23 protein-coding genes are annotated in these 24,737 nt (G+C 41.4%); 10 read left to right on the plus strand and 13 right to left on the minus strand.

The genetic code is table 11. From position 1 onward, the window contains the following. The first annotated feature begins 76 nt into the window (after positions 1-76). Positions 77-817 carry a hypothetical protein gene (locus tag AC07M6_RS11155; RefSeq protein WP_494889388.1) on the plus strand — a complete coding sequence of 247 codons (741 nt, stop codon included), beginning with the start codon at positions 77-79 and terminating at the stop codon, positions 815-817. Here the strand turns inward: AC07M6_RS11155 and AC07M6_RS11160 are convergent. From AC07M6_RS11160 to AC07M6_RS11175, 4 genes are all read right to left on the minus strand, one after another. Continuing rightward, positions 807-1,073 carry a hypothetical protein gene (locus AC07M6_RS11160; protein ID WP_494889390.1) on the minus strand — a complete coding sequence of 89 codons (267 nt, stop codon included), beginning with the start codon at positions 1,071-1,073 and terminating at the stop codon, positions 807-809. The genes AC07M6_RS11155 and AC07M6_RS11160 overlap by 11 nt on opposite strands. A gap of 140 nt (positions 1,074-1,213) precedes the next feature. Next, complete coding sequence (locus tag AC07M6_RS11165) at positions 1,214-2,239, minus strand: tyrosine-type recombinase/integrase (protein WP_494889392.1); 1,026 nt, start codon at positions 2,237-2,239, stop codon at positions 1,214-1,216. 8 nt (positions 2,240-2,247) lie between these two features. Beyond that, positions 2,248-3,246: a tyrosine-type recombinase/integrase gene (locus AC07M6_RS11170; protein ID WP_494889394.1), complete on the minus strand. Its 999-nt coding sequence runs from the start codon at positions 3,244-3,246 to the stop codon at positions 2,248-2,250. Next, a complete protein-coding gene (locus AC07M6_RS11175) occupies positions 3,239-4,783 on the minus strand; it encodes a site-specific integrase (RefSeq protein ID WP_494889395.1) in 1,545 nt (514 codons plus the stop codon). The genes AC07M6_RS11170 and AC07M6_RS11175 overlap by 8 nt, the downstream gene beginning before the upstream one ends. A gap of 315 nt (positions 4,784-5,098) precedes the next feature. Here AC07M6_RS11175 and AC07M6_RS11180 point away from each other — a divergent pair, with 315 nt between their 5' ends. Genes AC07M6_RS11180 through AC07M6_RS11190 form a run of 3 tightly spaced genes read left to right on the plus strand, consistent with a single transcriptional unit; the run spans position 5,099 to position 6,491 of the window. Continuing rightward, positions 5,099-5,347, plus strand: coding sequence for a hypothetical protein (locus tag AC07M6_RS11180; RefSeq protein WP_494889396.1), 249 nt, complete (start codon positions 5,099-5,101; stop codon positions 5,345-5,347). Beyond that, positions 5,347-5,973, plus strand: a complete 627-nt coding sequence (locus AC07M6_RS11185; RefSeq protein WP_494889398.1) for a UPF0758 domain-containing protein — start codon at positions 5,347-5,349, stop codon at positions 5,971-5,973. Before AC07M6_RS11180 ends, AC07M6_RS11185 begins: the two co-directional genes overlap by 1 nt. Continuing rightward, complete coding sequence (locus AC07M6_RS11190; RefSeq protein ID WP_494889399.1) at positions 5,970-6,491, plus strand: CHC2 zinc finger domain-containing protein; 522 nt, start codon at positions 5,970-5,972, stop codon at positions 6,489-6,491. The genes AC07M6_RS11185 and AC07M6_RS11190 overlap by 4 nt, the downstream gene beginning before the upstream one ends. Here AC07M6_RS11190 and AC07M6_RS11195 read toward each other — a convergent pair. After that, positions 6,449-7,075 carry a GIY-YIG nuclease family protein gene (locus tag AC07M6_RS11195; protein ID WP_494889400.1) on the minus strand — a complete coding sequence of 209 codons (627 nt, stop codon included), beginning with the start codon at positions 7,073-7,075 and terminating at the stop codon, positions 6,449-6,451. The two genes, AC07M6_RS11190 and AC07M6_RS11195, sit on opposite strands and share 43 nt — an antisense overlap. 147 nt (positions 7,076-7,222) lie before the next feature. Here AC07M6_RS11195 and AC07M6_RS11200 point away from each other — a divergent pair, with 147 nt between their 5' ends. The 4 genes from AC07M6_RS11200 to AC07M6_RS11215 are packed head-to-tail and all read left to right on the plus strand — an operon-like array spanning position 7,223 to position 11,619. Beyond that, complete coding sequence (locus AC07M6_RS11200) at positions 7,223-8,512, plus strand: SIR2 family protein (protein WP_494889401.1); 1,290 nt, start codon at positions 7,223-7,225, stop codon at positions 8,510-8,512. Further along, positions 8,502-10,370, plus strand: coding sequence for an ATP-binding protein (locus tag AC07M6_RS11205; protein ID WP_494889403.1), 1,869 nt, complete (start codon positions 8,502-8,504; stop codon positions 10,368-10,370). The genes AC07M6_RS11200 and AC07M6_RS11205 overlap by 11 nt, the downstream gene beginning before the upstream one ends. 6 nt (positions 10,371-10,376) lie before the next feature. Further along, a complete protein-coding gene (locus AC07M6_RS11210; RefSeq protein ID WP_494889405.1) occupies positions 10,377-10,586 on the plus strand; it encodes a KTSC domain-containing protein in 210 nt (69 codons plus the stop codon). A 4-nt stretch (positions 10,587-10,590) separates the two neighbouring features. Beyond that, positions 10,591-11,619 (plus strand): hypothetical protein, encoded by a 1,029-nt coding sequence (locus tag AC07M6_RS11215; RefSeq protein WP_494889407.1) that lies wholly within the window; start codon positions 10,591-10,593, stop codon positions 11,617-11,619. 3 nt (positions 11,620-11,622) lie between these two features. Here the strand turns inward: AC07M6_RS11215 and AC07M6_RS11220 are convergent, their stop codons facing one another. The 5 genes from AC07M6_RS11220 to AC07M6_RS11240 all read right to left on the minus strand — a co-directional run bounded on the left by AC07M6_RS11220 (position 11,623) and on the right by AC07M6_RS11240 (position 19,452). After that, complete coding sequence (locus AC07M6_RS11220) at positions 11,623-12,141, minus strand: condensin complex protein MksE (RefSeq protein ID WP_494889409.1); 519 nt, start codon at positions 12,139-12,141, stop codon at positions 11,623-11,625. After that, on the minus strand, positions 12,122-13,354 hold the full coding sequence (locus AC07M6_RS11225; protein ID WP_494889411.1) for a hypothetical protein: 1,233 nt from the start codon (positions 13,352-13,354) through the stop codon (positions 12,122-12,124). The genes AC07M6_RS11220 and AC07M6_RS11225 overlap by 20 nt, the downstream gene beginning before the upstream one ends. After that, the gene (locus AC07M6_RS11230) at positions 13,351-14,157 is read right to left on the minus strand and encodes a hypothetical protein (protein ID WP_494889412.1); all 807 of its coding nucleotides are present in this window, start codon (positions 14,155-14,157) and stop codon (positions 13,351-13,353) included. Before AC07M6_RS11230 ends, AC07M6_RS11225 begins: the two co-directional genes overlap by 4 nt. Continuing rightward, positions 14,138-16,672, minus strand: coding sequence for a coiled-coil domain-containing protein (locus tag AC07M6_RS11235; RefSeq protein ID WP_494889414.1), 2,535 nt, complete (start codon positions 16,670-16,672; stop codon positions 14,138-14,140). Before AC07M6_RS11235 ends, AC07M6_RS11230 begins: the two co-directional genes overlap by 20 nt. 230 nt (positions 16,673-16,902) lie before the next feature. Beyond that, entirely contained in the window at positions 16,903-19,452 is a 2,550-nt protein-coding gene (locus AC07M6_RS11240; RefSeq protein ID WP_494889416.1) for an HD domain-containing protein, read from the minus strand. 109 nt (positions 19,453-19,561) lie between these two features. Here AC07M6_RS11240 and AC07M6_RS11245 point away from each other — a divergent pair, with 109 nt between their 5' ends. Both AC07M6_RS11245 and AC07M6_RS11250 read left to right on the plus strand, forming a co-directional pair. Next, positions 19,562-20,134, plus strand: coding sequence for a hypothetical protein (locus AC07M6_RS11245; RefSeq protein ID WP_494889418.1), 573 nt, complete (start codon positions 19,562-19,564; stop codon positions 20,132-20,134). After that, positions 20,112-20,894, plus strand: a complete 783-nt coding sequence (locus AC07M6_RS11250) for a hypothetical protein (protein WP_494889420.1) — start codon at positions 20,112-20,114, stop codon at positions 20,892-20,894. The genes AC07M6_RS11245 and AC07M6_RS11250 overlap by 23 nt, the downstream gene beginning before the upstream one ends. On the opposite strand, the gene AC07M6_RS11255 is transcribed toward AC07M6_RS11250, so the two are convergent. From AC07M6_RS11255 to AC07M6_RS11265, 3 genes are read right to left on the minus strand one after another with little or no spacing between them, the layout of a single operon-like run. Beyond that, positions 20,878-22,911, minus strand: a complete 2,034-nt coding sequence (locus tag AC07M6_RS11255; protein ID WP_494889422.1) for a DUF3732 domain-containing protein — start codon at positions 22,909-22,911, stop codon at positions 20,878-20,880. The genes AC07M6_RS11250 and AC07M6_RS11255 overlap by 17 nt on opposite strands. A 1-nt stretch (position 22,912) precedes the next feature. After that, a complete protein-coding gene (locus AC07M6_RS11260) occupies positions 22,913-23,419 on the minus strand; it encodes a three component ABC system middle component (RefSeq protein ID WP_494889424.1) in 507 nt (168 codons plus the stop codon). Then, positions 23,416-24,642 carry an ABC-three component system protein gene (locus AC07M6_RS11265; protein WP_494889426.1) on the minus strand — a complete coding sequence of 409 codons (1,227 nt, stop codon included), beginning with the start codon at positions 24,640-24,642 and terminating at the stop codon, positions 23,416-23,418. The genes AC07M6_RS11260 and AC07M6_RS11265 overlap by 4 nt, the downstream gene beginning before the upstream one ends. Positions 24,643-24,737 lie beyond the last annotated feature (95 nt).

Here is a 24,737-nt window from a genome sequence, read left to right on the forward strand (position 1 = left end):
CCACGTGATAATGTTTAGTTATCCTTTATTGACACTGTGTCTAAGGACAAGAAAGGTAGTAAAAAAATAGAATACCATGCACAACTTATTTTGTGGGAGCAGTGACAGTTATCCGTTAACGGACTTTGTGCCAAAATCCATCCCCTGGGACAGCGGGCGGCTCATCGGCCATCTGGACAAAAGTAAGATCGTGCTTTCTGACGACGTGATCGCAGCGAATAAACCGGTTTTCTGGGACAATTTATGTTCGGAATACGATGCGGAGCACTTCTGCCTTTATTTAAAACAGGAAGGATTCGGCCTTTCACCGGATTTTAAAGCCTTCGAATATGTGTGGCGGAGGGATGAGTATAACCATTACCTGGGTTTCCAGCACATTTACTGCACTTTGTATGATACTACTGTCCAGGAGGTGCAGGATAGGTTACATCAGCGCTCAACGAATTTTGAGCCAATTCGGAATTTGCTGGAGGACGAATTTAAGACCTGCCTTTTATTGGCGTATGATGAGATCGCCACGACCAAATCCTATGCGGCCGATTACGATTTTTACCGGTCTTTCGGGCATAAGAATTTTTTAAAATGGATCAAACTGGTCACGCGCGATGAAGCTTACCATTTCAATAATTGTATGGAGGTCATTGGTAAAAATCATTATCACCGGATCTCCGAGATCCCGCAGTTAGTTGACCAATTTATTGAATGGGATGTCCAACGACATACCTACGAAGGGACGTTCGTTTTGGATCACGAAAATTATAGCGAGGATTTCCTGGTTACCTGCGGTCATCTCATGAAACAATATTTCAAAAAATAATTTCCCGTTCCCGGCGGACGATGATGATGCGTTCGTCCTCCATTTCTTTGTAGCCGAGTTCAAAACAGAAGCAATAAGTTTCACCGCTATTTTTGGTGCGCGTACGGCTGGTAAAATACTTAAAGGTAAAGCCTCGGCCGTCCAGGTCCTGTTTGTCCATGGACATGGTGTTCCTGTCGCCTAAACACTGGTCGAGTATCTGCCGGTTCTTCACCAGGATTTGCTGTACCCGCTTCATGTAGGCCGCCAAACTCATTTCCGGCGCTTTATTGTTGTTATAATCAGTTTTGCAGGCATCGCTGCAATATTTTTATGTAACGTTCGTAGTTATGTAAAGAATGCGCCGTTATAGCAATCAACAGCGCATTCTGAAAGAGTTTTACTTTACATAATAATCTAATGTTTAAGCTGTAATTCTTTAAGCCAGCTTAACAATTGCCCATCCTTTTGCCACGTCGATTTTCTATCGGTTACGATCGATGGGTTGACCTTTTTTAATGCTTCCAGTTTCAATTCAGCGCTAGCTCTGGCATAAACCTCCGTGGTGGTTACTGAAGAATGCCCCAAAAAGTCCCTGATATAAACCAGGTTAACACCCGCCTCTAAAAGATGCATGGCTTTAGAGTGTCTCATAGAATGGCAACCGATACCCGCAGGTATCATATCCGGTTTCTTCAATCGGGCCAGATTGGTATGTTTTTTAACGATCATTAGGATTGCGGCTCTCGATAGTTTATTGTTTTGCGGGTTACTGAATAAAGGATAAACGCAGGCATGTGGTTCGAAAAGCCGATTTTCGTGCATATAACGGTTGAGGTTTTTTACCTGATTTTCCGACAGTGGTACAATGCGTGCTTTACTTCCTTTGCCTTTCAGCCTGACGGTAACCGTACCGTCGAACCGAAAGTCAGCCGGTGTGAGATCCGCGATCTCTTGTACTCGTGCTGCGCTGTCGTACATCAATCCAAGTAACGCAAGGTCACGCCGCCCCATCCTGGTATCGGTGTTGGGTTGTTTCAGAACCAAGGTTATAGCATCTGTTTTCAAATAAGCCATTTCGGGTTGCCCAACCTTTTTGAAAGGGATCGTTAGTATCTCCTGCCATACCCCTATGCCAGTAATATCCCGGTATTGCAGATATTTGAAAAAGGAATGCAGCGTTGCAAGCCGGGCGTTTCTGGTAGATACGCTGCATTTACGCTCTGCTTCGAGCCATTTTAAGAACTCCAGCATTCGTGCTTTCGTAATATCTTTTAGGCAGATCTTATCTGCTGTTATACCTTCCTCAGATTTGAGATATTTAAGTAGCAGAACGAACGTTACGCTGTAGGCCTGTACCGTGTTGGGAGAAGCGCCACATTCGATTGGTAGATATTGTGTTAAGTAGTCAGTAATATATTTAGAAAAGTCCGTGGTTTTCATATCGTGTTTTAGTTAGTGAGTGATTCTATTTCTTCGGTTTCCATTTCCGGAAAGATGTATTTGTAAGCGGTATTAACTCTATCAACCAACGTTGGATACATCTCCGAGGTGAGGCGCACATACCTGTTTGTTGATTCTATAGATTTGTGGCCGATATAAGTAGATAGAATTGGCATGGAGTGATAGATATCAGCGCCTGATCCGGCCATCTTCCACAGCGATTTGACACAAAACGTGTGGCGAAAGTCGTGAAGACGTGGGCCATTGCCGCCACCTTTATGCGGTATCCCTGCTTTGTGCAACACTGTTCTGAAAAGCCGATACACCGTATGTTCGGTACACGCACTGCCGTCCAATGCGACAAAAAAGGGTGATTCGGGTCCGATGATAATGCCTTGTTTTTGATTGAACAGGCAATAATCTTTACATACTTGTACCAACGAAAGGGAGAATGGTACTAAACGGTCCTGGCCATTCTTACATTCACGTAGAATACAATAGCCCTTATCCAGATCAATATCTTTGTGTTTAAGCCTTAAGGCCTCACTTAACCGCATTCCCGTGCCATACAACACGCGAAGGAATGTTGGCATAGCGCCGAATTGACTGTTATGTACCCTATGCTTAATAAACATTTTATCACAGGTTTTGAATATCGCATCTACTTCATTATCCGTGTAGATGTGAGGCTGAAAGGTAGATTTGAACTTGGGGGCTTTGGGCAGGTAAGAGTCGTAGCCGATCATCTGCAAATAGACCGAGAATGCTCTGAGCAACATTATCCTACCGTAACGGTGTGCTTCTGATTCTCCTAAGGCGAGTATGCTCCATTCGTCGAACATTTCTTTGGTTAGGCCCATTGTCAAGGTTTCCGGTATACTTTTGAGCCGATGTATCCTGTTAAGGAAGTCAGCCCTATCATCCAACTTAAAGCCAAGGCTGCGTTTATAGGCAATATAATGTTGTATCAATTCACTATAGATGCCAAGTGTCGGGTTCTTACTCATATAGGTTTTCATAAAAGGTTGATGGTACATAAGGAACTTCTAAGGCACATTGCTTCAATTGTTGGAAGTCTACTCGTAAATAGACTAATGTTGAGGCCGTTTTTGAATGCCCAAGCACTTCGGATATAACTGGCAGCGGTTGGTTCAAAACAAGCAGGTTGCTTGCAAGGCTATGTCTTAGGCTGTGTGCGCCATGTTTTCTATCCTGGCAACCGATGCCGGATCTTTTCATGTGGTTGCTGACGACCGATGTTAACAGGCTAACCTTAGTGATCTTTTCATAAGGCGCTTGTGCGGTAATAAACAGATAGGGTTCGTCAATCGTCGGTCGCCCAAACTTTAAGTAGTCAATGATGGCATTGCCAACTTCCTCCGATAATGGCAATACTATCTTTTTCCCGGTTTTGTGTTGGAATAGCTTGATCTGGTTATTCGCCCAATCAAGGTTACAATATCGCATCCCTATAATATCGGTGCCACGTAACCCATACCTAGCCGCAAGCAATATCATCGCATAATCTCTTTTTCCGCAGGAGCTTGCCCTGTCTATTGAACTTATTAGCCGCTCCACTTCCTCGGCTGAATAGACCGAAGGTAATTTGGCCGAGTTAATACGCCTGGATTTTAATACCGGCATCCAGTACTCTTGCCGATTATTCCGCAAATGATTTTTTTCACACAGGAACCTTATAAACATCCTTACTACCGATATAATGTGATTTCTTTCTACTGGCTTCTTTGCATGATCGAGCCTTGCAAGGAACTGCATAAGATAGGGTATGCTTATTTCAGCCGCGGTCATGTTGTATTTCAAAAGGTCGCGATACAATGAATTGATGTAATATTTGTATCGCATCAGTGTTTGCTCAGCACGGTTCATGAGTGCTATTTCTTGTAAATAGTCATTAAACGGAGCACCTAATTCGCCGGAAAAGATGATCTTTTTAGGGTCGTGCTGCTTAAGCAAGGTTTGGGTTTTCTGAAAATGCCCTAATACCCTTACGTAATGAAACTTCTTTTTTTGGTTCTCTGTCATGCTACTATATGGAATTGGGCCAAATTTTTCAGCAAGAAAAGCGTTGCCAATATCTTCTGAATAATTGGTTATTTCCCGATGGCGCATGTACCGGTCAAGTTGGTACCAGACGTATCGATAGTCTTGTATTGTTACTTCACTGAATTGCTTTGCTCTCATGAGCGCGGCAACACCGGTCGCAAGCTCATTTAGGCATGGTTGCAGTTTGTTCGGTCTAAGAATGGCTCCCTTTTGCTGATAGTAGGACAATACTTTTATGTGCAGGACTTTGTTTTTCTGACGGTCCTTAAGATCACTTTCTGGAATTGATCCGTATTGCTCTTGAAGAAAGGCGTTGCCGACGTCTTCGGAATAAGCGACAATCGGTCGCTGATGCATGTACTTATCAAGTTGGCGCCAGGATACCTTGTAATTCTCTAATGTTACTTCACTGAATCCGTTATCTCTCAAGAGGGTTGTAACACCTTCGACAAGCTCGGAGAGACCTTGTTGTAGTTCCATAATTACTTAATATTTAAAAGGTTAATAATCTTTAAATATTAGAAATTATGTAAAATCAGTTATGTAAACTGTAGTGCCAGACGAGTTTTGATCGCTTGTTAAAGTGTAAATGGCAGTGTGGCTTTACATAATGTGGAACATTACATAACGCTTTTTATGTAAAGGTTTACATAAAAACTTTTTGTCCCTGCGGCCGGAACCGACTGGCTCGCCGCAATTCAGGCAAAGTTTTTCTTCCATGTTTTTAAACGTTTAGAAACGGCTATAAATAGATAAAACAACAAGATAAAAGATTGTTTGAGAGAACTTTGCCTTATGGAAACAACCAAAAATTTTTCGCTGGACTGGGAGAGTTTCGGCGATACGACCGATCGGTATTTGGTCAACCTGCGGGTCGCCCGGAACGAGCGGCATTATTTAAAGATCACGCGAAAGATGAGTAGGCCGGAAAGCCCTTATAACGGGTCTAGCATTATTCTTTTCGAAGACGATTTTGCGTTTTTTATCGAGGCGCTGTCGATGATCTTGATACGGTATACGCACGGGGAAGGGAGGCCGGCCTGATGGAAAATATCAAAAGCCTGCCGCCGATGGAACGGCCGCGGGAAAAACTGCAACTGTTAGGACCGCATGCGCTGAGCGACGCGGAACTGCTGGCCATTTTGTTTGGCAAGGGTAACCGCAATTTACCCGTATCCAAAATTTGTGACGACTTATTGGAACAGATGACCTTGAAAGACCTGCCGGAAGCGGACGTTAAGCAACTCTGCGTCACCAAAGGCATCGGCGAGGCTAAAGCACTGACCCTGCTGGCCGTGGTCGAGATCGCCAAACGGCTGACGAGCATCCCGCTGTTGCGGCTACTTGATCATGAAGCCGTGGCGGTGCATGTGCGGCCAATTTTAGAACGAAACGATGGCCTGAGTTACCTCTTATTATTAATGACCGCCGACCGGGAATTACTGGCCATCTGCGAACTCGGCAGCGTCTTGCCCGACCTCCCGCGCGTTTTACGCATAGCCACCGAATCCGGCGCCAAACGGGTGCAACTGGTGCGCAACGGCTGGCTGCAATTCAGCCGGCTGGAGTATGAGTTTCAGCGCAACCTGGAACTGGCCTGTGGCGCGGTGGGGGTCGTAGTATATGATTTGCTGGCTATTAATAAAGACCGGTTTAAAGTATTAACATGAAGGATATTCGCCACCTGATCGGTACCTATGCTGACCTCCAACCTTTGGGTGAAGACTATCGCTGCCGCTGCCCGTTTCATGAGTCGGCACAAGCGTGCATGATTGTTAGCCCGGAGTTGGATTATTTCGAGTGTTTTGAATGCGTACGTAAGGGCAACGCTGCGGATTTTATTATCGCATGGCGTCAATTTAGGTGTCCACATCCAACCTATGGCAAAGGCCCGATTATCGATTTGCCGGTATTTGGGTCTGTTTATCTGCTCGTACTGGAGGGAGGCCGGTATTACATAGGATTTACCAAACGTTATCAGAAACGGCTGGATTGCCACTTTCGCGGTAAAGGTTCAGACTGGACCCGTCAGTTCCCAGTTCTTCGGGTATTAACCGCATTTCATGGCGTCCCGCTTAGTTTTGAAAATGAGTTAACGGAAACTTACCTGCGAAAGTATGGCTGGCAAAATGTCCGTGGCGGTGATTATGTATTTTTATTGCCAGCTACTACCTTTTCGGCACCATAGCGTTTCCGGTAGCGTTCTGCCAACTTTTGTTTGAAAGCTAAATAATGACCGTCCTCCGGTTTGACGACATGCCATTCTATTAACCTAACCGGCGGGTGCGCTCTTGTCCAATTGATGGTGCTGCCGTTAAAATGGTCTCCAAGCGCTTTGCCGAGACGCTTACCGCTGCCGATGTAATAATAGCCATGCTCCAGTTCCAGTACATAGACCAGCCAGTCATTACTGGCGCCAAATAGATATTTGCAGTCAGGAATATAGTAATTGATCTTATTAGCCGTAATATCGTAAATATGATTGATCTTTTCTGCTATTCTTTCGTCCTCCACATCCAAAAAATCACCGCCACGGACATTTTGCCAGCCATATTGTTCCATGTAATGCAGGGTCATCCAGTTTTCATAAAGGATGGCTTCGCGCAGGTTCTCCACTTCAATGGTTTTGGTTTTAAGGAGTGCAACAGGTGGGTACAACCGCGTCCATTTGCCGCCCTGGCCGAGCTGATGATCGCTGAAGCGCACCTGGGGGCGGCTGCTTTGGCCGACATAGTATTTGGCGTCGGCGAGTTGCAAGAGGTAAAGTTGCATAATAAGCATATTCAGATAACAGACATAGGTAAAGATTGTTCCGGAACAGTGCTTGACACTTTGATCAATTGATTACGGCATTTTCTTGAAATGCTGTATTATTGGAAATATTTTATAAGTTTATTAAATAATAAACCTTTCCAGCTGATGAGCTTTCATGATCCCATTCGACAATCCAAATATTTAAGGCAAACGTTATCGCAAGACAAGAAACCTGTTGGTTTTTTTATCTCTGCGGGCTGTCCTTTGGCTGTTAACATGCCTGAAGATGAGTGGCCGCTCATACCTGATGTTGCCGGTTTAACGAAATACGTTTCCGAGTCATTACTTGAAGAAAAAGATGTGAAAGACGGAAAGGTAAGAAGTATTGCGGATTGTTATACGCTGTTGATCGGGGAGATAAAAAAAACGGGGAAGACAAGTGCGAATATTGAAGATATTCTCAGTTTCATACGGGGGATGAAACAAATTTCTGCCGGGGCAGCTGATGTCCGAGGTTTTTCTGATGTTGAATTATCAGACCTCGAAACAAGGGTATGCAGTAAGATAGCCGAAAAGTTAAAGGTGTCATTGCCCGACAACAAAACGCCGTATCATAAACTAGCTAAATGGATACATAATATTGAAAGAGATTGTCCGATTGAGATCTTCACCACTAATTATGATTTACTTGTTGAAGAAGCATTCGAATACATTGGCGTTCCTTATTTTGATGGTTTCGTTGGCTCCAAACAACCATTCTTTGACCTAAGGGCCGTTGAAGATGGCTTAATTCCGAAGCATTGGTCTCGACTTTGGAAAATACATGGCTCAATTAATTGGTATCAGAAAAACAAGAAAGATGTTTATCGTTCCACCAGTTTGGAAGAAAGCGATCCTTGTATTATACAACCCTCTCATTTAAAATACGATCAAAGCAGAAAAATGCCTTATTTGGCATTGATAGACCGCCTCAATAAATTCCTTCGCCAAAATTCGGCGGTATTGATCCTATCAGGGTATTCGTTTAGTGACGAACATTTGAATGACACCATCCTAAACGCGTTAAAGGCTAACCCTACCGCAATGGTCATAGGGCTATTGTTCGGTACATTAACTGATAAAGATGAAAAAACCGGGAAAACGTTCGTCAGATATGAGCAAGCGCTTAAACTCGCTGAAAACAGGTCTAATCTGAGTATATGGGCTTATGACGAGGCTGTTATCGGTGGTCTGAGGGCTAAATGGCGGCCATCAAAAACGGAGTATGAAGCTGACGAAAACATCGCCAATGCGGTTAAATGTATTGTCGAAAAGATAAAGGATGCCGACGGAAAGGAAACGGAAGCGACCACCACCCGGTATGAATTTCATTTGGGTGATTTCTCCCTTTTGGGTGATTTTCTGCAAGAACTAATTGGTAAGGAGCAGTTTAAAGTGGAAGAGCATGGCAACTAAATCCACCTATTTAGGCACGATACAGGATGTCAACGGAACTTCTGTTAGTGTCACCTTGGGAAGTGGGGCACCGTCCGGCTTAACCTATGTGGATGGTGAAGGTTATCGAATCGGCCAGATCGGCAGTTTTGTTAAAATTCCGATCGGCTACATTGATCTTTTTGGTATTGTTACGCAAGTTGGCGCGAGCGCTGTGCCTGAGAATCAAGTCGCCGCACAGCCTTACGGGAACAGATGGATAAAAATCCAACTGATTGGCGAGGGCCAGCGAAACGGCTCTTTTCAGAGAGGTATATCACAATACCCCACAATAAGCGACGAAGTGCACTTGGTCTCGGAATCGGATTTGAAGAGAATATACGGTCAACCAGATAAGCCCTATTTTGTCAAGGTCGGTCATATCTCCGGTGCGGAATCAATTCCGGCGCTGATCGATATTAACAAACTAATTACCCGGCATTCCGCAATAGTGGGAACAACTGGTTCGGGAAAATCAACGACGGTGGCCAGTATATTGAATGCTATTTCGGATCCATCCCGCTATCCATCGGCCAGGGTGATTGTTTTTGATATTCATGGAGAGTACGCTCAGGCATTAAAAGACCGGGCGAACATTTATAAGGTTAATGCAGATAAAACAGAGGGCAGTATCGAAAAAGACTTATTCATTCCATTTTGGGCTTTAAACTTTGAGGAGTTATGCAACATTAGCTTGGGCGCGTTTAATAATGAGAAAGATGAAAACATTATGTTGGAGCGGATCTCACTTGCCAAACTGGAAAGCATCAGATTATATCCTAAAAAAGGGGTCGACCCAGACACGCTGAATGTCGATTCGCCTATACCATTTAGTTTGAACAAGCTTTGGCATCAACTGTACTTGGAATGTTTTGCGACCTATTATAAAAGAGACGGCCTACCAATGGATAATTTGGCCTATGAATTAGATGGTGAGGGTGTTGAATTAAATGGAAATGCTGAAACTGCCATTGCTCCGATATTTAAAAAACCGAAAAACGATGCTGGTGACCCGGAAAAGATCAACTATCTACCGGGAAGTCTAAATGTTGGACAGCAAGTGCTATCACTCGGTGCGAAACTAAGGATTCCGCGTTTTGATTTTTTGTTTAAACCAGGAGAATGGACCCCGGATGCGGACGGAAAAACAGAAAAAGATTTGGACAGTTTGTTAAAAGACTGGATCGGAAGCGATAAACCAATTACGATTATGGATCTGTCAGGCGTTCCAATTAGCATTTTGAATACCATTATTGGCGTGCTATTGAGAATAATTTATGACGGGCTATTCTGGGCAAGGAATCTATCACAAGGTGGTCGGAATAGGCCATTACTATTATTGATGGAAGAAGCGCATAATTACCTTAACAATGAGGGTAGCGCTCTTACCATTGTACAAAAAATAGTTAAAGAAGGCCGTAAATATGGGATTGGTGCCATGATTGTAAGCCAGCGTCCATCTGAAGTTAACTCCACGATACTTTCCCAATGTGGGACATTCTTTGCATTAAGGCTTGCGAACGCGACAGATAGAGGACATATTACGAGTGCTGTCACGGACAACCTGGAAGGTTTAACAAGTATGCTGCCGATACTTAGGACGGGCGAAGCCATTATTCTTGGTGAAGCTGTAAAACTACCAATGCGTACATTGATAGAAGCGCCCCCTAAAGATAAAAGGCCAGATAGCCAAGACCCCATAATTTATGATGAACATGATGAAGAGTTTTCAACTCAACCGGGGGGCTGGGGTATCAAAATGGAGGGCAATCCAAATTATGAGGAGCTTTTAGAAGCATGGCGATCACAAAGTCCATTTATCAAACGAATTATTAAATAGAAACATATGAAAAGAGAACCAGTTACTTCCTCAAATCTTGCGTCAATCGGTTATGAACCAAATTCGCAAACCTTAGAAATTGAATTTTTAAATGGGGGCGTTTATCAGTATTTTGATGTGCCACAACGCGAATATGATGGAATTATGAGTGCAGCCTCCCATGGTCAATACCTCGCCCAAAACATCAAAGGCAATTATCGATTTTCCAAAGTTTAAAGAAATGATCAGTCTAAATCAACAGCTAAAACGTGTTGAAATAAAGGATTTCGAAATCGAAAACGCTGTCGTTTTCAATTATTTTGATAATCTTCCGGTAGCTGAAAGGGATGCTAAATTGCTTCGCGCCTTATATATTGGGGTTTTAGCGTTAATGGAAGATCGCATTTCTTCATTTCTATCAAAAACATCTAACGAACTGGGTACCGAACTCGAAAGTCTAAAGATGATTTTCGACATGAAAAAGGAATTGTTTTATAAATCATCGGTTAAAGGGTCACTTGCGGAAGAGGAAATTGCAGACTTTTTGAATGCATATTTTGTAGAAAAGAAAATAAAAGACAAAGCACTCCTGGTAAGAAATATACCCGGCATACTGCCAAAAAATAAAACAGGCGATATTGTTTGTGAACTGGAGGGAAAATCGGACCTGAAAATTGTTGTTGAATGCAAGTTCGATAAGAGTATTAAAGTTGGCGAAATTGAATCTAAAGATGTGTTTATTAAGCATACTGACACCGCTTGGAGTCAACTGATCGAATCACAAGCCAACAGGGATGCTAAGGTTAGTTTAATTGTATTTGATGTGTCCTTGGTGGACATCACCGTTCTCAAACAGTTTGAAAATGTTGGCTATATTTCCGGTATAGGCCTGGTTGCTATTGTAAACTCGCAAAAAGGCGACTATAGCAATTTGATAATCGCCTATATGTTGGCTCGCGACATTGCTTTAAATGCAGTGCCAGTCGAACTGGACAAAGACCTGCTGGCTATCATGGTCAACAGAATCATCAAAGGGCTCAACGAGATTTTAACCATCCGGAGCCTGGTCGAAAATAACATTGAAAATAATAAGTCTATATTGAAACAATTAGAAAAAAGCATGTTGCTCATGGAGTTTAACCAACACTATTTGAAAAAATTCCTTAATGACGGGACGCTCACTAAAGCTGACTTATTAGATTACTATAATGGCGAGGATATTAAAGATAAGTATCGGCTTATTGAAAAAGAGATTAACAGCGAAAAATAGGAATTATTCCGATTGCTGTTCTTTGAGTTTCGCATTGGCGACATTTACCGCAAACTCAAAGAATAATTTGATAGCCTTGGTAAATTTGAACTGGTTTCCCGTCCTTTTTAAAACGTTTTTCTTGTGCCAAACATTGATAAAAGTTTCAAACTCGTTTACGGAGGTTTTTTCTAAAATTTCCCATTTAGAAGATAGGCGCAGTAATTGCTCGGTTTCTGAAATATCAAAGATCGACAATTCAATGGCATCTCTGAAGTTTCTGCCACTGTAATCCAATTCGCGGCAAAGAATAGCAAGAAACAGGGTAAAGTCCCTTGTACGTCTTTCGTTGATGTCATTTGAAGACAGATAAGCGAATTCAGAATCGATATGCAACTCAAATCCGTGTGATTCTCTAAAGAACTCGGTATATTCTTCGTCTTGCTGTTGAATTGTTGCAAACAAAGGGCTCGGGTAAATAATGAATCTACCATCTAATAGTTGAGTTACGATGTCTTTGTGGTCAGTTGGGTAATTTCTCATACAATTTAACTTTTGGCATTTTCAATACGGCATCTGAGAGCTGAATGTCAAACCGTGAATCTTCTTCATATTCAGCGATCAAGTCTTCCTCCAGTATCAGATTGGATACTGTAAAAAATTTCGATAGGGTAATATTATCGGTATGTTCCTTTAACGTGTCGAAACACCATTGATAAAAATTACTAACCCCTTTCTCTCTCAGTAGCTGTTCCTTAAAAAAACTCGCATCCGGCAGCCATTCCAGTTCCTCAACCTGTTCCGTGTACATCGCCTCTGCTGTCTGATAGCTAAATTGGTCAATAAAAAAAGTTGCCTCGCTGCCAAATGTATTGGAGATCACATTGGTTTTGGTTTTCCGAAGTATGGGTGGTAACTGGATAATATAATCTTCTGGTCGGTCTATATTTTCCACAAAATGATAAAATCCGCTTAAAATGATCGAGTCACTTTTTATCCGCTCTAATAGTGGCAATAATTCTCTTGTCAGCTTACTCAAAGTTTGATCTAACTCCACTTTCGCACTTACCGCGCAACCGTATAGTTTTTCAAACTCCCGCCTTAACTCATAACTTTCTGCCAGTATTCTTTTCTCGCTGGTGTAACGTTGGATCTGGACTATGGCATTGACCACAGAATGGGGATGGTCTTTATTAAGGATAGCGTTCAACGGTATGATGTATTCATCTATCCAATAATTCGCTTTTTGAATGCGCAGGGTGAAATCGGAATGATTTTCCGCATTGATCTTCAGCGATTCGGTATCTCTTAACAGCCGGTAAGTTTGCCCTTCAATATCGTTCAAAAACTTCTCGACAACTTTGATGATCTCCTGGACCAGCAAGATGATCTTCGCCTCGTTAGCCTCCGTCTGTAAACTTGTAAAATGACTGAAGACCGCTTGGTACCTATTCTTGAGGGTTTCCGGCAGGTCTAAGATAAAATCATCAAATATATATTCTAAAAATGACGTGTAATTCCCATTGAGCTTATACTCCCCAGTTGGAATTTGCCGACAAAACTTCAATTCAGCTGTTAGTCTGGTCGCAGATATTTTATTGTCGCTTCCGGTATTATACTCATTGATCAGGTGATTAAACCGGTCAGCATCGATGATAAAATCAGGTTTACTGGCATTGAAAGCTAATTGCACAAATTCGTAATGGGTCAGCAAAAACCTCAGTATATCTTTACCGGAAAGATTTAAATTGCTCATTGGAATAGGGCCTGTTGTTCTAAAAATTTCTTTTGTTCGAAAATATCGGTCCTGATCTTTACAACATCCGGTTCTATACTGTTTAAAACTTGCAGGCTGGGTTGTTGCTCCCGGCCCTGTTTCGTTCTGATCGTCCTCGATTTGGTATCAAAAAGTAAGCTGTAATTTTCGGGCACAAACAACTGACTGTAAGGATAGATGTTCTTGACCATCAAAAAATGATGCAAGCCTACAAAATCGTAATCGGGAAACACCAAAATCTCCTTCGCTGTCACTTTTTTTACTACCGAAGCGCCGATGCCCCCGTACGTATGAATAAATATAAAATCTGCCCCAATAACCCGCTCTGCCAGTAAATAGGAATCCAGGTTTTCAACGAAACATATTTTCTCTGCTTCTAACGTTACTAAAAGTGCGGCAAACGTTCCGAACTTTTCGGTATAATAACCCAAGTCTGTAGCTGTACCATTGAGCATTACTTTCCCTTTCCCGCGTATTAAAACGACATTTTGGCTTTCCCTTTTTGCCGCTTTTGTATTACGAAAGGCATGAATATTTCCAATAGCTGTATGGCCCTGGCCAGCGGTTGGAAATTTAACAGCATAATATCTTTCCAGGTCCGCTCTGTTCTTCAGGCAAATACTGCCGCCACCAGTCAATGCTGGCAGATGTTCAATGAACCCACCATTAATTAACGTAGTAAAATCAGCCGATCGCTTAACAGATCCCGCTATAGACGAAAAACTGATCTTTCCCTCGCTTAGTATTTTGCTGACGAAATTCTTAAAGACCTGGTTCTGCATTTCTGTAAATTACCGGGAAAGATTGCAATTCCCCGAAAGTGATCTTCGGTTTTTGATTTTTGTTAGGACTTATCGATTCTTTGATCATATAGTACTTTTGAATGCCCTCCACTTTTCTAGGGGCCGCGAATATCGGCACAAAGTGATTTTCTGTACAAAACCGGTTTAAATGGGTGACATTTTTTTGCCCGATCGCATCCAGTTCGTCGATGTAGATCACAATTTTGTTTTCGGGCGCGGAATGAACCAGATCCTTTAGGATATTAAGAAATAAATAAAGCTTCAGTACGATGTTAGTTCCTCTGGACTGCACTTGTTTTGAAAGATCTATTTCCTCTGTTTCTCCTGTAATTTTCGTTATTTCAACCTTGATCGTGAATAAGTCATAAATTTCAATGGGCTTTCCCTTGTTTTCAGCAAGCTGTCTTTCCAGCGCCTTCTTACTATCCAAATAGGAATTGTCAAAATCAAGTCCATTGGAAAATTTCAGTTTGGAAACTTTATCCAAATCTTTGATCAGGTCCTCGTTTTCGTGGATTTTTACTTTGACCTGCTGGATATTAGAAACTGGGTATTCAGCAAGTTTTCCGTTATAGCTTTTATAAACAAATGATTTAAAGTCGTTAAATTGAGTTAAAAACGTAAAGGTTGGGCTACCAATCTCAAAAGAAAGTGTGTCTAACAAGTTGCTGATCACTTTGTCCATTTGGGGGATATTGGCTATTTCTTCTTCAACTTCCCGAATAAAATGTTTAATGTCCTGGATATCCTTTTTGAGCCGGATGTTGATGGTATCCTTTAAGTCCTTTCTGTTGTCTTTGGTTATCCTGAAGCTCTCATAGATCCCGTGAAATTTTTCATGCAATTGTTCAAAGCGCTCATCAATGATCTCTTCAATCTCATAAACATCTAATCTACCTGTAATTTCCTGATACTGGCTCTTGTATTTTTTCAAATCCACTTCGTAACGATCTTTTTCCTGTTTCTTTAGTTCCAGTACTTTTTTTTCCTTTTCGATCTGGCTATCTTTTTCATCGATATGAATGGTCGCTTCAGATATGGCTTTCTTTAAAGTCACATTAATCAGCAATTCATTGTCGGCTTTTTTTTGTAATAAAGCCGGCTTGTTCCTGATCTTGGTCAGCAGGGCGTCTAATGTTAGGATAGCTTTCTTTAACAGATCGATCTTACCTTGCAGGGTATCTCTGTTAATAAGGGTATCGAATTGAATTTTCTTCTCCGACAAATCCTTGTTCTTTGTCGTTACTTCTTCCTGAAGTTCCTTTATTGACGGGGGCAAGAGCAAAGTGACCGATGAGGCATCGATCTGACCATCAAATAGAGTCATTGGCAGATCGGCAAGCGTGATTTTCCGGGTGATCTTCGATTTATCCAGCCGGGCGACATCATTGCTCAGGTAATTAAATACTTTTTTAACGACCTCCGGGTCGGTAGATATATTTTGGTACAACAAATTGTCATATTGTCCAATAGCTTGCTCTTTCTTAGCGATATCATTTTCCAAATCCCGGATGCTTTTCTCGACCTCCTGTAGGGAAAACTGGCTCCGTTCCAATTGCGTTATTTGGGCTTGCAAACCGGTTTTTTGCTTTTCCTGATCAGCGGCTTTTGTTAATAGCCCCTGATATAACAAGTGATCATCAGCTGGCTCGTAATCGGTCAACTCCTGTAATTGTTGTATAATTTCCTTATTCGCATTTTCTGCGTTTGTGCGCTGGGCAATCAATGTCGCCCGGTCAGAAATCAAGTTATCTCTTTCATTTTTGAGGGTCGTATTGATCTTTGTTTCGAGTGTACGTATGGAGATCGATAACAGGCTATCCGTGGCGGTCTTCTCCGATAACTCCTTTTCTATTGTACCGAATGACCTGATAAACGTATGCTTTAATTTACCCAAAATGCTTTCCTGGCTAATGAATTTATCATTCAGCAACTTTAGTTTTTCAAAATCCAGCCTGACCGCAGATAGATTGTCTAAATGGCTTTTTTTCTTTTCAAATTCATTGATCTTATCGAAACTGGAGCTTGTAAATACGTTTAAAAAAACGTCTTGCTTATTATCAGCGATCAGCAATGCATTCTTAAAAGATTTTTCATTGATCTCACTGGTCTTGATCAGGTGTTTATAGATATCGGTAAAGCTGTTGGAAAGGGCCCGGCCTTTCCGCTTGACCTCCTTTTTTATCCAAACAACAGGGTTTTTATTTTTATCAGAATTATACACCAAATTATATAAATCCTCACTTTTGAGCAGATATGGCGGATCGGTGGGGTTATCGTTTGTTAGCTCTTGCAGGATCTTTTCCCACTTTTTTGCTTTAAAGCCGTCCGTTGATGTTTCAATAAAGAACCGTTCCTGGTAAACGCCATTTATCTTGTAATATTCAATCGTGTTTTCGGGTGTCGCTTTAACCAAAATGCAGTAATAACCATTTTTAAATATCTCAAATACAATAAAACTGTGGATACTGGTCCCATCGAAATAGTGCTTCATGGAATCAGACAATTTGCGGTTATCCTCAAACCGCATTTGATCCTTATCGGTGATATAAAGAAAATTCAGGGTATTCAGGAAAGAACTTTTCCCTACATTGTTTTCCGCGGTAATTTGAATACTGGCGTTGTCACCGATATGAATACTAGCCTTAGCGTATAATTCTGAATTAATAATTATTATTCTATTAAGCATAATCGGTGAAAAAGTTAGTTTAAAGATATTAATAATTAATCGTGATCTTTTTCAAAGTCGGTTTTATTGCTATAGAATTTCGCTACGAAATCCTGGAGCGTTTTGCGTTCATCAACACTATATTCTAAAAGGTCAATTGCACCTAAATGGATGGCCTTGCCGATTACATAATTGATCATTTCGTCACTCGTCTTGTCGATATTATTCCTGGATATATCAGGGATGAATTTGCGCGATTTGATATTCACAACCATCGTTGTGACGTTGAAGACAGATGCGTTTACAGGTAAACTAAAATGGAAATCCTTTATCAAAACGTTCCGAATAAACAATTCCTGCCTTGGAGCGGACAGTGAATACCAAGGCAGCCTTTGTTTGACCTCGAAAGGCAAATACAATTCATTTTTACGCCCCTCAAATAAGGCGACGGTTTTAACAAACTTATAAGTAGGATGATCACTTGATTGTCCGATTTCTACCAGATCGTCGAACGGTACGCATTCTAAAACCTCATCGCGCGTGTTGATCTCTTCGTCATATAAATAACCTTGATGGGCTTTAGGAAGCAAAACCGTAATCCATTTTAACTTATCTTCTAATTTCTCAATCACTTCTTTAGTGTCATCGTTCGTAAACTTCATCCCGCTTGAAAAATCATCCTCAACGTCGCTTTCAATAAGTGGTATTCTCAGATATTTTATTTCATTACCATTAATATAATCGTCGATATTGATTTCTTTAAGATCTGTTACCGCGGTCAACCATTTCCTATCTTCTTCTAAATCTTCCTCGCCAGTTTCCTCTGATGGAGGATCATATCGGTATATTTCCTCATCTAAAGGAATCTCTTCAAATGTGCAGACAAACGTGGTATTCTTTCTAATCAATACGTAACCTTCGATGTCGTCAAGATAGTCCGATAACAGAATTTTCACGAAACCCTTTTCAGGCGATTTCTCATCGTTTAAGTTATTTTTGATATCGGTTTGGGTATCTGGTTGCTCCAGCAATTTAAAATCAATACCATCAGTTAAGAAAAACCGATTGAGGAACTCTTTCACCTTTGCCGTCTGATTTTCAAAAACAGCAATGAACTGCTGATAATTTAAAATAACTTCCGTACCGAAGAATGCAATGTCTTCTTTTTCTGTCAATGATGTCCATTCGTTACCTTTTTCTAATTGAATCAAATATTGAAATTTCGATTGGTAGTGCCTTGTTCGAACTGTCACCGTGTCTGAAAGCATAAAACATGACAAAAAACCAATTCCGTAATTGCCAATAGGCTTATAAGCAAGGTCTTTGAGCAAAAACTCGAATGACTGGTAATAGGATACGCCGATGTTTAAAAAATGATTCTTTATAATTTCTATGGACATACCCACCCCGTTATCTTTAATAATTACTTGATTTTTTTCCTTATCAATGATCACTCTTAAGCGAGGCTCATAAGGGTCGTCGCCAAATGCTTTTTTCTCATTTTCCTGACGAATACGGCACGCGTCCAGTGAATTTTGAATCAATTCTCTTAAACCAAGTGATTTGTTCCCATAAATTTTCTCTCCCATCAGCAATGAACTGATCGCTTCAAATTTGAGAGTCATTTTATAGCCGGAGAACGTATACCCCTCTGTTTGAATGTTTACTTTTGGTTTTTCGTCGAAAGGAAGGTTGTATTGGCTTTTCATGCCGGCGACCAGTGCTAATCCACCGGTCAGTTCTGTTTCAACCCAGTCTATATAATTCAGTATTTTCCGATGGATATCTGCATTTTTTGATTTGCCATGAAAAACAATATCCCGTTGGTGCGTCTTCTCATTGAAAACGATTTTTTCATTGTTAAAAATGACAAAATGTTGTCGCCATTCTTCATCGCTTCTGCCTTTAGGGGCGATCAGTTGATAAAGCTTGTAGGGCGTTCTGTTTCCGTCGATGTCGAGTATATCGCCAAGCCTTAAAATACACGCGATGTATTGGGCGTTAAATGTGTAATCGCCCCTTATATCATGGAAGCCCAGATGAGATTTTATCCAATCGAAATCACGTGTGTGGCTTTCGCAAATCAAGGCTAATTCTTCCGTGAAATCAAGGCTCGGTAAATTGGGCAATACTAGTATTTCTTTTAAATATTGCCTGATATACCGTCCTGATAATTCTGCATGGATACGCCTGACATACTCCTGGGTGGCTTCTATTTCATCCCCGCCCATTAAGCGCAGCATTGCGGAATATTTAATTTCGGAGAAGGTAAATGTCTCGTCTTTGATCGATTGAATATCTTCATCGCTGATGGCCATCCCGACATCATGCAGTAAAGCAGCGCAAATGAGCAAAGTAATCTCTAGTTCGGATAATTGTTTATAATCCTCAACAAGTCCTGACATATAGTTAATGATCCTGAACGAATGACCCGTATTATGCAAAGTATATTTCGGGAATATTGCCGGGATGCGATTGTCCAGGCTATCTCTAACCTGATTAAAGACAGTTTGCACCGTCACAATAAAAGGGCTATTTATTGTTTTCAGGTGTTTGACAAGCGTCAGGTCGTCAAATTGCAGGGTATTATCGATTCTATCGGTCATGGTTCAAGCTGGATCAGGATGATCAAAAGCTAAAGTGCGATTTTTTTTTGTTTTAATCTTAAATTAGACTGCGCAAATAGGTTGCGCAGGTGCCAGTTTTCTTTGTAATATGGATGAAGGATTAACTATTTGGCCTCCGCATGAGGCATTTTATATTGAAAGTATGTTGGCTGTTACCCGGATGGCTATGGCCGGGCTTGGTCAGCTACAATATTGTTTAGATGAATTAGATGCAGGTAAAAAGCTTGATGACAACCGGGTGCTCGACCTCGTGCAGCAGTTGATTGGCCATGCAGGCGTGCTATCCCGGTACTTTTGGCCATCATCTAAGGAAGCGGTTCATGTCCGTCGCTCGGAGAAATTGAAGGCAGCCTTTGGCATTACGGAAGAGAATTCGCTTAAAGACCGCAAAGTCAGGAACTTTATGGAACATTTTGATGAGAACCTGGACGATTACCTGGCCAAGATGTTAAGCGGTATGATCATCCCCTCGTATGTGGGTGACAAACTGGGAGCAAAAGGCGGGCTGGTCCCTGATTTTTTCAGGGCTTATTATATTCCCGAAAGTACGTTCTGCGTATTAGGACTGGAATATAATATTATGCCTATCGTATATGAAATCAACGAATTACACAAAAAATTAATCAAATCTAATCTTGATGGTGGTAGACTACCTAGTTGAAATGGATGCATACAAAATACCTTATATACAACCGCCAGACCAGTTGGCTGATGGGTTTTTAGCTTACGCGCAAAGCGTTTATCAGGAGGCACAGGACAGGAACGAGTTGTTTTCAGAAGATGAATTTACAGCAAAGATCAATAACGACTTTTCCGAAAAAGTGAGGTTTCATTTTCTTTTATGGGTAATGGATCTGAATAAGATCATAGACGGCATAAACATTATATTAAGTGATATGAACGACTTGGTGACGGATCGTAACACATTCAAAGGCGATCCAATAATTCGTACCGAACTACTGATGGTAGCCTTCTTTGGGGAATTTGTCCGATTGCGCGAGATATCGAAGATCTACTTTAAAGTATTCTATAAGGCGGGCGTATTAAGAGAACAAACGAAAAAAGTGTTTGTGGATGCCTACTACCACGTCTTTAACCAGTTTTATGAAATACGTAATCAATTCGTTCACCAGGGACTATCATTCGCAGACAATGATGTAAACTTCAACTGGTCGGTTTTTGATGATCTTCCAGAAGAAGTCAGAGATAAGTTCATTTCATTGCTCAAACAATCCAATACTAAAGAAAACACAGTGGAGATTCAGTGTGCTATCTACATTAAAGTGATAACAGGCATTATGGGTAGCTATATAAAATTGCAGGATAAATTAAATGAAGAACTTGCTAAGATCATTATTGCTTACGAAGAAATTTTTCTAAAGTCTGGTGCTGTCGGGAATAAGACTACAACCATTCTTTAAGTAGCAAGGCCTTGTAAGTCCTAACGTTTTCTTCGAGATCTCCTCTCCAGCTATCGACGAAATTAATGTGTTGGAGGTCTTTCCAGGTGTTTTCCGGCGCGTGTTCAAGAATGATGATTTGCGTTTTGCCGCCTGTTCGTTCTACAAAGGTGGAGCAGGCCTCAAAAATTTTGCCGGTGTCGACGATGTCTTTTGATATTTTTGAAGCGCGTTTTTGATCAGCCGTTTTGTTCATTTCATTGAAGTGCTCAGGAAAATAGACTTGGCTGGGCTGATCTAATACTAAAAACGAAGGCACATAATTGACCTTGCTGGTTAAGGGCAGGCTCAAAAAATATTCGTGAAGGCCAAGTAGCGTCGCTAAGTGATAGCACATATGATTGGCACCACTACCCAGCTTCGACAGGTAGGTGATATTCTTGGTTTGTGTATCTTCTATTTTGATGCCGGCACTATTTTCAGGGTCAAGCAATACCCGTTTGTTCGCCTTGTCTTCTATGGGCAATATATCGACATAGACTGCAATGGCATCGGAAACCTTTTTTAAGCTCGCACCCCGGTCAAATTTATCCTTTAACTTTTTTAGTTTCACACGTTTGGTCGTTAGCTGTTGGTCCAAGACGGCTAATTCGCTGGCCAGTTCGCCGGAAGGCGCGATTTTGTTCAAGCCTTCTAATACATTTCCTATTTTTCCGGAAAACTCATAGATCTGCCTAATGCGCTGCGCGGCCTCCCGATTAGCATTGACCAGTATTTGCAGGTTAGCTTCAACTTTTAAAATTTCCTGCTCCTTTATTCTTATGTTCCGTTTAAAATCATTTTTCTCCCGTTCAAAAGAAAAGTCCAGCGTTTTAGATTCCGTAATCACTGCACGGTTTTTTTCTTGTTCAAGTTTTAATCCCAATAATTGATTGACCGCTTTACTGGATGTTGAGTCACAAAATGGGCAGGTATCGGTACCGTTTAGTTTTAAAAAATAATCAATCGGTCTTAACCGGTCGTTTATTTCTATTGCAACCTCTGTGACATAGGCATCTTTGGAGCGGTCAAAGTTATTGATCCTGGAAAGTTCTGTTTTCAGTACGTCCAGGTCGCGCTGTAAAATATCTCTTTCGCGCTCCAGTTCGTCCAATTTATCGGTGTAAAGCAGGGTTGACCCTTCCCTCAGAAAATTATTACCGTTTACCCGGTTAACGATCGAACCTAGTTCTTTTTTTATAAAATCAACTTTGGAGGAATCAATATCGATGTTGGTCGTGGTCAGATTTAAACTGATCGCTTTAGAATAATGCTCGTACAAATCCGCTTGCCAGGTTTCATACTGCCGCCTAAGGTCATCCAGCTTCTTTTGTTTGTCCTTATAAATCGTTTCGTCCTCACCGATCTCCTGCTCCAGGTTAATGATCTCATAAGATTTATAACCCAAAACAAGCGGAAACAGCACTTTTAAGCGCCGCAAATGTTCGTAGGTATCTGTTTTGTAAAAGATCGTAGTCGGGTTGGCAATGATATTTTGAGGCTGGAATTGAAATGCGCTGGTGTCCCGGAAGCCAAGTGATATATCTGCATCCGTCGTACTCGACTTGATATTTTCGAAACCCGCAAACCGGCTTAGGAATGTTTTGACATAGTCCCGATTAACTTTGTATTGGTTTTTGTTATCGATCCATTTATTGGTATTCAAGTCAGGATTTTCGCCTTTTTCATTGACATTATAATAATACATATTGTCGGAAACCTTATTGATCTCGGCGGGACAGTCCCTCGCCAAAAAGATATTCTCGCCATTGATGGTGATGTATATCGCAAACTTATCGACCTTCTCACGGATCTTACCAATGGGTATATTACATTCACTACTGCCCAGGCAATAATCGATAATCGATATGATCGCCGATTTTCCACGTTGACTGTATCCTGAAATAATATTGACCATATCTTCCTTAAAGGGGATAAAGCGCGGATTTAACGAACTATCCTGCGGGTAAAGAATGACATTCTTGATTTTCAAATCCATCTTAAAATCTGATATTTAGTTCGATCTGTATGTTTTTTTCATTTTTCTTGGCGAAAATATTACCTAAGCGATGCGCCGAATCCTGGATCCGTTTAACCGCATGGTGGGTATTATTCATCTCCATAAACAAGGTCATTCGCCTCGCTTTAAAGCCGTGTCCCAGTTCTATGGTACCGCTATCCTTATTCCATAACAATATGTTTTTACTAAAAGCAAGATTGAGGCTATCAAAGGTTTGCCCGGACATTTTATTTGCCCGATCCTGTAAACCCAGCGTAACTGAGGTGTCTTTCACGATCGCGGTGTATAGGTCGATCGAATTACCAAACACGGTCATTGCGTTATGATTGTAAACGATAGGCAGGACATAAAACATTTGAGACAACTTGGGGTAGTCCGAAAGGTGCGGCTTGTTTTTGGCGATTTCGTGGTAGCCATGGGTGAAGCTCTGCAAGGCAACTGTGCTTAGCGCGATGTTTTGAAAAACATCGTAAAGATTATCTGTCATGGCCTTCCGTATTTGATGTTCCAGTCTGGCCGCCAGCCTATTTCCGGCACGTTGGACAGCTTTAAAAAGCTTCCGTTTTTGATATACCTGTCGGACGGACTAAACTGAAATCCCTCGTTAAATTGCAAAGTGTTCTCCTGCATGATTCGGTCAAATACCGTTATGGCTATGGCATTACTCTCTTCCTCGGTATATTCATCCTGCAACACCAATGAATAAAAATGATCACGCCAGGCCTCCAGGCAATTAGATTTGAACTGTTCGAAGTCAGTGCTGGTAAAGTCCCCCTTATGTATCACGAAGCCCATTTCAATCTCATGGTGAATATAATCTAGCATAGCTTTTTCCAGAATATGTTTGGCGCCGGGGCCTCTGGAAATGTCATTAAGTTGTTTTACAAAAAGTTCATCCTTTACTTCGTCAATACGTTCGGCAGTTAACGAACCTAATTCAGATTTCTTCCGGAAAATAGCATTGATAATTTGCGGGTTAGAATTGACTACGACCCATTTGGCATCAAATTGTTTTTTGGAGATCGCCGCTGTTTTTCCATTTCTCCAGTTCGCCTGGCAGGTATCCAGCAACCAGCCATAAAAATTCTGATAAACATCGTCCTGCCTTACGGTCTTAATACCGGGTATCGTTAACCGCATCAACTCCAGAAACTTTGGCTTAACCTCTTCACCATCCTCTATTATAATGCTTTTTGCAATTGTCTTTAATGTTTCTTTTTTGTCAAGCGCAAACTTGATGAGTTTAAGAATATAGGTAATATGGGGCGAGGTCTTACCGGATTTCTTTTTTTCTGACTGTGCTTTCTTAAGTTTCGCTTGCAATTCGACAATCGATTTTTCGACATCCGCGAAGGGCTCGGTCGCCAGGCGGCGAATCAATGCGGTTTCGTGGATCGTTTTATTCGTGGAGCAAATAAATCTGGTATCCGCATCAAATATGCCGGCCTCAATTTTTTGTATCCAGATTTCAAGGGTACGCCACAAGGCCCGGCTGCTATCTTCAAAGGTGGAACCACTCAAAGACAAACTGTGTTTTGCCTGGAAAGTAAATAGTATCTTATCTGGAATATCCGGATCGTGGATCGCGATGTCATCCACATCCTCTACAGTGATAAATTCATCGGCCTGTGTTAACCGGGCTAAAATCAATAAGGCCTTTTCAAATTGAAAAAGAAATCCTGAAATCGGTCCGACGGCGGCATCTGACATATGTGTGGTTTAGAAAAAAGCAAATATAATTGGGGACAATAACTAACAAGGTAGCGTTAAATATCACAAGCTAAAGTAGATGTGGAAAAATAGCA

The organism is Mucilaginibacter sp. GW821-FHT07H05, assembly GCF_059418485.1.

Coding starts and splice junctions, on each gene's coding strand:
- AC07M6_RS11240 (WP_494889416.1), bottom strand. CDS start 19,452: ATGACCGATAGAATCGATAATACCCTGCAATTTGACGACCTGACGCTT.
- AC07M6_RS11170 (WP_494889394.1), bottom strand. CDS start 3,246: ATGAGTAAGAACCCGACACTTGGCATCTATAGTGAATTGATACAACAT.
- AC07M6_RS11230 (WP_494889412.1), bottom strand. CDS start 14,157: ATGCAGAACCAGGTCTTTAAGAATTTCGTCAGCAAAATACTAAGCGAG.
- AC07M6_RS11245 (WP_494889418.1), top strand. CDS start 19,562: ATGGATGAAGGATTAACTATTTGGCCTCCGCATGAGGCATTTTATATT.
- AC07M6_RS11190 (WP_494889399.1), top strand. CDS start 5,970: ATGAAGGATATTCGCCACCTGATCGGTACCTATGCTGACCTCCAACCT.
- AC07M6_RS11235 (WP_494889414.1), bottom strand. CDS start 16,672: ATGAAGCACTATTTCGATGGGACCAGTATCCACAGTTTTATTGTATTT.
- AC07M6_RS11210 (WP_494889405.1), top strand. CDS start 10,377: ATGAAAAGAGAACCAGTTACTTCCTCAAATCTTGCGTCAATCGGTTAT.
- AC07M6_RS11200 (WP_494889401.1), top strand. CDS start 7,223: ATGAGCTTTCATGATCCCATTCGACAATCCAAATATTTAAGGCAAACG.
- AC07M6_RS11225 (WP_494889411.1), bottom strand. CDS start 13,354: ATGAGCAATTTAAATCTTTCCGGTAAAGATATACTGAGGTTTTTGCTG.
- AC07M6_RS11160 (WP_494889390.1), bottom strand. CDS start 1,073: ATGAGTTTGGCGGCCTACATGAAGCGGGTACAGCAAATCCTGGTGAAG.
- AC07M6_RS11260 (WP_494889424.1), bottom strand. CDS start 23,419: ATGACAGATAATCTTTACGATGTTTTTCAAAACATCGCGCTAAGCACA.
- AC07M6_RS11255 (WP_494889422.1), bottom strand. CDS start 22,911: ATGGATTTGAAAATCAAGAATGTCATTCTTTACCCGCAGGATAGTTCG.
- AC07M6_RS11205 (WP_494889403.1), top strand. CDS start 8,502: ATGGCAACTAAATCCACCTATTTAGGCACGATACAGGATGTCAACGGA.
- AC07M6_RS11180 (WP_494889396.1), top strand. CDS start 5,099: ATGGAAACAACCAAAAATTTTTCGCTGGACTGGGAGAGTTTCGGCGAT.
- AC07M6_RS11265 (WP_494889426.1), bottom strand. CDS start 24,642: ATGTCAGATGCCGCCGTCGGACCGATTTCAGGATTTCTTTTTCAATTT.
- AC07M6_RS11220 (WP_494889409.1), bottom strand. CDS start 12,141: ATGAGAAATTACCCAACTGACCACAAAGACATCGTAACTCAACTATTA.
- AC07M6_RS11250 (WP_494889420.1), top strand. CDS start 20,112: ATGGTGGTAGACTACCTAGTTGAAATGGATGCATACAAAATACCTTAT.
- AC07M6_RS11215 (WP_494889407.1), top strand. CDS start 10,591: ATGATCAGTCTAAATCAACAGCTAAAACGTGTTGAAATAAAGGATTTC.
- AC07M6_RS11165 (WP_494889392.1), bottom strand. CDS start 2,239: ATGAAAACCACGGACTTTTCTAAATATATTACTGACTACTTAACACAA.
- AC07M6_RS11155 (WP_494889388.1), top strand. CDS start 77: ATGCACAACTTATTTTGTGGGAGCAGTGACAGTTATCCGTTAACGGAC.
- AC07M6_RS11195 (WP_494889400.1), bottom strand. CDS start 7,075: ATGCAACTTTACCTCTTGCAACTCGCCGACGCCAAATACTATGTCGGC.
- AC07M6_RS11175 (WP_494889395.1), bottom strand. CDS start 4,783: ATGGAACTACAACAAGGTCTCTCCGAGCTTGTCGAAGGTGTTACAACC.
- AC07M6_RS11185 (WP_494889398.1), top strand. CDS start 5,347: ATGGAAAATATCAAAAGCCTGCCGCCGATGGAACGGCCGCGGGAAAAA.